Genomic DNA, 5,282 nt, shown 5'->3' on the forward strand with positions numbered 1-5,282 from the left:
GGTATCGAAGACATAGTGAATCGCGGTGGTCAGCTCGACCACGCCCAACCCCGATCCGAGGTGACCCCCGGTCGTCCCCACCGCCGAAATCGTCTCCGCGCGCAACTCGTCCGCCAGTTGGCGCAGCTGGTCGGCATTGAGCTTGCGAAGGTCGGCGGGCGAAAGAACCGTGTCGAGCAACGGTGTGTGTGGTGCATCAGCCATCGGGTCAGTCTAGCGAAGCCATTGAAGGGTGTCGATTCACCCCGCGCGCGGTGCGTCCCTTCTTGACGCGGCATGCACCGGATGGGGACAAGGGGCGATGGAAACGCTCACCCACCGCATCGCCACGCACGACGACATCCCCGCGATCCGCGCGCTGATGGACCGCGCGATCGGCGAACTGCAGCGCGATTTCCTGACCCCGGCGGAGATCGCCGCGAGCCGCGCGGTGATGGGGCTCGACACGCAGCTGATCGACGATGGCAGCTATTTCCTCGTCGAACAGACCGGCCGGCTCGCCGGCTGCGGCGGGTGGAGCCGCCGCGCGACGCTTTATGGCGGCGACCACAGCGCCGCGCTGCGCGACGCGCGCCTGCTCGATCCGGCGACCGACCCGGCGCGGATCCGCGCGATGTTCACCGACCCCGACTTCGCCCGCCGCGGCGTCGGCCGCCAGATCCTCGCGCTATGCGAGGCCGCGGCCTGCGCCGCCGGCTTCACCCGCGCCGAGATGATGGCAACGCTGGCCGGCCAGCCGCTCTACGCGGCGTGCGGTTATGTGCCGCTCGAGGCCGTCAGCGCGGCGCCGGTCGATGGCGTTGCCGTGCCGCTGGTGCGGATGGGGAAGGATCTCACCTGACAACCACGCCAATCAAAATGCAAAGCACCCTTGACTGACAAGCAAGCTTGTCTGTAAAGCTTCCTGGACATTATATACATGACAAAGCGTGGTCCAGACGCTACACCGGCCAGCGACAGGCCGGCGTTCGAGATTACGGGCGAGATGATCGAGGCGGGCGTGCGCGCGCTTAACGAGCGGCTTTACGACGCCGGGGTGCAAGCGTCAGTTTCCGCAATCGACGTTTCTTTCGCGCTCCAAGAAATTCTGAAAGCTCGTCCACGACGCCCCTGAGAGCAAAAACCAGCAGCGTGATTTGATGGTTCGTCTCACTCAGTTGTTCCGCTGAGATTTCGAGCCCAGGCTTTAGCGCGCCGCCCTTGTACCGGATTGTCTGGTGCCACAGCGGCATTCCGACGTTCGCGAGTTTCCCATCTCTAATGACAGGGAAAATGCTTTGGTGGATCGACCGGTTGCGCAGCGTCTGGCACGCCTTGAATTCCGCCAAAACGGCGGTGATTTTGGCTTTCAGCGCGGACGGTCGCGGCATGCACTCCTCTAAGGCGATCCCAGTCATGGTTAGCCGGAGATTTGAGGAAACGATTTGCCCGAATATCTGAAAAGGCGCGTCGTTTTCCGACTCGCACAGCAGCAGGAACAGTTCGGACAAGGAGAACTCACATTGTTCGAAATGATGTGTTATCATCCCGATCTCTGCGAAATCCTTTAGTGGGTCGTAATCCATGGCAAGCCCCGGCGAAATACACGAAGATGACGTGCTCCGCACGATGCTGCGCACGCCACCTAAACCGCATCCCAAGCCGCAAGAGTCAACCGAGCCTCGGCGGCGGGGCAGGCCGATCGCGTCGGGCGGGAAAGAACACTGGACCGACTGAATAGCAAAAAGGCCCGGGCAGTTCGTCGCCGAGCCTTTCGCCAGATTGTCTCACGTCCAGTTGATAGCCGCGCGGGTTGTGGCGGCCAAGGGGACAAGGCTCGCTTCGAAGGTGATCAGCCTGACTCGACTCCTCAACGCTAGCCGCTAGCCTCGCCCGAGCGAATCAGGGGAATGTAATGCTAGCGAACGTTGCGGCGGGGCTGATAGTTGCCGGCGTGGTTGGGTTGACCGCCATGGCATTCAGATTTCCTAATCGCTACCCATCTATCGCAGTCGTTGTCTTTTGCGCCTTGATCATTGCAGCGCTACTTTGCGCGGGCGCAGCGATCGGCGGACAAATTGTCGGGGATAAAATGTATTTTCTCGCCGCAGGCAAGAAAGACATATCTTCAATTGTCCCTAATTTCCTTTATCGATGCGGATTCGTGACCTTTTTGATCAGTGTAGCCATGGGCTACTTGTGGCTGCTGCTCCACGTGCACCGACTCTTCGGCGATAGGCAGGAAGGCCGCGATCTCGGCAGCGACAAGGGCGATCCAGAACGATAGGCCAAGTCCGCGACCGCTTGCCCGCCTGATAAAATTGGCCATCTCATCAATCCCGGCGCGCATCGCGGTATCCAGATACCACGGGTATCGGGATACCGTCAATCTTTCAAGTCTGGTCATCTTTTTTCACCCAGCGCCAGCCGTAAGCGCCGCCATTGAACACGCGCTTCCTGCCGAGCGCAGGATATTTAGGCTGTGACTGCACCAATCCGCCGATAGGTCAGGCGCTTCCCGGCGATGCCACGCAGGGCGATTTCTGCGCGCTCGTCGTCACCGATGCCGAGGCCAGAGCGGTTCGAGTAGCGGAAATCAAACTCGGTGATGTAGCGCTGCAAGTGCTGTGCGCCGCAATGCTGATAGATGCCCTTCATGCCACGCTTGAAGATGCCGAAAAAGCCCTCAACCGTGTTGGTGTGGATCGTGGCGTCGCCCTTGCGGACATACTCGCCGCGCGCATGGTCAACAACGGTGTGGCTGGCGTAGCGCGGGCCGAGCGTCTTGTAGAAGTGGGCGCCGTCCGTCATCAGCTTGGCGTCGCTGGCCATGTACTGCGACAGGATCGGACCAATCGACTTGCTGCCGAGGTTGTCGAACACGACGACCGAAGCGGCGCGGCCAGTCGTGCGATCCACCAGCGAGACGATCTTGTTCATGTTGCGGATGGCCATGCGGCTCTGCGTCTGGGTACGACCGATGAAAGTCTCGTCAACCTCGACCATGCCGCCGCCGGAACCCATGTCGCCGGTCGGGGTGGTGGTCATGGCTTCGCGGATGCGGTGCGCCATGAACCAAGCCGACTTGTAGGTGATGCCGAGCATACGGTGCAGCTGGTGGGCGCTGATACCCTTCTTGCTTGATACCATTAGGTGCGTGGCGAGAAGCCACTTGTTGAGCGGGATCTTGCTGTCCGAAAACACGGTGCCAACGGTGACGGTGTACTGCTGGCGGCAGTCGTTGCACTGGATCAGGCCCTTGCGAACCGAGCCTTCCGGGTGGCGCTTGGAAGGCTTGCCGCGCTGGTCGGGCAGACGACGCGCGTTGACTGAACCGCAATGCGGGCAAACCGGGCCTTCCGGCCAGTGCAGGGCTTCAAGATACTCGCGGGCTGCGTCGGCATCGGTGAAGCGGGGGGCGGTGAGGTTCGTCATGCATCCCGTATCGTCTCACCGGGTTGCTTTGTCAAGTATATAATGTCCAGCTTCCTTCACTGATTCGAAAGGAAGCTTTCCATGCGCAAAAACCCCGCGATCCGGCGCTACAGCCGCCGCGTCATCGTGCTCAGCCTGATCTACGCGATCACGCTGATGGGCGCCGTGTACCTGTTCAACCGTCATCTGATCGGCGGCCCGATCGCCTATGCCGTGGCGATCCTGCCGGCGCTGCCGATCATCGGCATTTTCGCCGCGATCGGCCTCTATCTCGTCGAGGAGAGCGACGAATATGTCCGCATGACGATGGTCCGCCAGACCTTGTGGGCGAGCGGGTTCGCGCTGAGCATCGCGACGATCTGGGGCTTTCTCGAAAGCTTCGAGCTCGTTGCCCATGTCGAATCCTATTATGTCGCGGTGCTGTGGTTCGGCGGGCTCGGACTCGGCGCCTGCGCCAACAAGCTGACAATCGGGCGCGACGCATGAAGAACCGCCTCAAGGTGCTGCGCGCCGAACGCGACTGGAGCCAGGGCGACCTTGCCGACGCGCTGCAGGTCTCGCGCCAGAGCGTCAACGCGATCGAGACCGGCCGCTACGACCCCTCGCTCCCGCTCGCCTTCAGGATCGCCGAACTGTTCGGCCTGACGATCGAGCAGATCTTCACCAGCCCTTCAAGGGAAGCCGACCAATGACCAGCCACAAGCTCAACCTGCTGTTCGCCTTCGCCTCTTTGCCCTTCGTGCTGCAACCGGGCGCCGGCCACTGCGCCGCGCCGGCTCCGCGCGCCGCCCCCGTCGCCGCGATCCCCGCGCCCGAACAACGCATGGACCATATTTCGATCGTCGCGCTCGGCAGCGGATCGCCGGTGATCCTGATCCCCGGCCTCGCCTCGCCGCGTGCGGTGTGGGACGGCGTGGCGAGCGACCTCGCCAGGACGCACCGCGTGATCCTCGTCCAAGTCAACGGCTTTGGCGGCGACGAGCCCGGCGCCAACCTCAAGCCGGGCGTGCTCGACGGCATCGTCGCGGACATTCACGCCTATCAGGCGAAGAACGCGCTGACCGGTGCCGCGCTGGTCGGCCATTCGATGGGCGGACTGGTCGGCATGATGCTGGCCAAGGCGCATCCCGGCGATGTCGCCAGGCTGATGATCGTCGACTCGTTGCCCTATTTCGCGGTGCTGATGGCGCCGCCGGGGATCGACCCGACACCGGCGATGGTAGCGCCGCAGGCTGCAATGATGCGCGACCGCGTCGCCGCCAATTACGGCAAGCCGCTGTCCGACGAGGCGGCGGCGGCGCAGACGCGCGGGCTCGCGCTCAAGCCCGAAAGCGTCGCGAAGATGCTCGGCTGGGCACGCGCCGCCGATGCCCGCGTCACCGGCCAGGCGATGTACGAGGATCTGACGACCGACCTGCGCCCCGATCTCGCCGCGCTCACGCTGCCGATCACCTTGGTCTATCCGTGGAACGCGGCGATGCCGACCAAGCCGATGGTCGACGCCTTTTACCACCGGCAATATGCCGCCGCGCCGCATGTCAGCTATGTCGATATCGCCGACAGCGCGCACTTCGTGATGCTCGACCAGCCGGCCGCGTTCCAGGCGGTGCTGGCGGGGTTTGTGACAGGGAAGTGACGCTTGGCTTCCTTGCTCATGTTGGCGAGGGAAAGGAGCCGTCACCCGGTGGACTCAAGCCCCTCTCCTTCAGGGGAGGGGTTGGGGTGGGGCCCATCCGCAGGCGCGCGTTTGCGGCACTGCCCCACCCCAACCCCTCCCCTGAAGGCTACAGCATTCACACATCGTGGTTGCCATGTGGTTTTTGGTCTGATTCGATGTCCTTGAGAGCGGGAGGACATGATGGAGCAGA

At 62.8% G+C, this 5,282-nt stretch carries 8 protein-coding genes; 5 read left to right on the forward strand and 3 right to left on the reverse strand.

Annotation, left to right across the window (positions count from 1 at the left end; genetic code table 11):
* Positions 1-204: 1-deoxy-D-xylulose-5-phosphate synthase N-terminal domain-containing protein (locus U1839_RS26585; protein WP_332806572.1), on the reverse strand; the 204-nt coding region annotated here is incomplete at its 3' end.
* Between the two features lie 97 nt (positions 205-301).
* Between U1839_RS26585 and U1839_RS26590 the strand changes: the two genes are divergently transcribed.
* Entirely contained in the window at positions 302-841 is a 540-nt protein-coding gene (locus U1839_RS26590) for a GNAT family N-acetyltransferase (protein ID WP_332806573.1), read from the forward strand.
* 169 nt (positions 842-1,010) lie between these two features.
* Here U1839_RS26590 and U1839_RS26595 read toward each other — a convergent pair whose 3' ends face one another.
* Positions 1,011-1,619 carry a hypothetical protein gene (locus U1839_RS26595; protein WP_332806574.1) on the reverse strand — a complete coding sequence of 203 codons (609 nt, stop codon included), beginning with the start codon at positions 1,617-1,619 and terminating at the stop codon, positions 1,011-1,013.
* A gap of 275 nt (positions 1,620-1,894) precedes the next feature.
* On the opposite strand from U1839_RS26595, the gene U1839_RS26600 reads away from it, so the two are divergent.
* The gene (locus tag U1839_RS26600; RefSeq protein WP_332806575.1) at positions 1,895-2,266 is read left to right on the forward strand and encodes a hypothetical protein; all 372 of its coding nucleotides are present in this window, start codon (positions 1,895-1,897) and stop codon (positions 2,264-2,266) included.
* Between the two features lie 188 nt (positions 2,267-2,454).
* Here U1839_RS26600 and U1839_RS26605 read toward each other — a convergent pair whose 3' ends face one another.
* A complete protein-coding gene (locus U1839_RS26605) occupies positions 2,455-3,414 on the reverse strand; it encodes an IS1595 family transposase (RefSeq protein WP_332806576.1) in 960 nt (319 codons plus the stop codon).
* An 81-nt stretch (positions 3,415-3,495) separates the two neighbouring features.
* Here U1839_RS26605 and U1839_RS26610 point away from each other — a divergent pair, with 81 nt between their 5' ends.
* The 3 genes from U1839_RS26610 to U1839_RS26620 are packed head-to-tail and all read left to right on the forward strand — an operon-like array spanning position 3,496 to position 5,050.
* Complete coding sequence (locus tag U1839_RS26610; RefSeq protein ID WP_332806577.1) at positions 3,496-3,900, forward strand: hypothetical protein; 405 nt, start codon at positions 3,496-3,498, stop codon at positions 3,898-3,900.
* Complete coding sequence (locus tag U1839_RS26615; RefSeq protein ID WP_332806578.1) at positions 3,897-4,106, forward strand: helix-turn-helix transcriptional regulator; 210 nt, start codon at positions 3,897-3,899, stop codon at positions 4,104-4,106. Before U1839_RS26610 ends, U1839_RS26615 begins: the two co-directional genes overlap by 4 nt.
* Positions 4,103-5,050, forward strand: coding sequence for an alpha/beta fold hydrolase (locus U1839_RS26620; protein ID WP_332806579.1), 948 nt, complete (start codon positions 4,103-4,105; stop codon positions 5,048-5,050). Before U1839_RS26615 ends, U1839_RS26620 begins: the two co-directional genes overlap by 4 nt.
* The last annotated feature ends 232 nt before the right edge of the window (positions 5,051-5,282 follow it).

Source organism: Parasphingomonas halimpatiens (genome assembly GCF_036663795.1).
Classification (GTDB): domain Bacteria; phylum Pseudomonadota; class Alphaproteobacteria; order Sphingomonadales; family Sphingomonadaceae; genus Sphingomonas.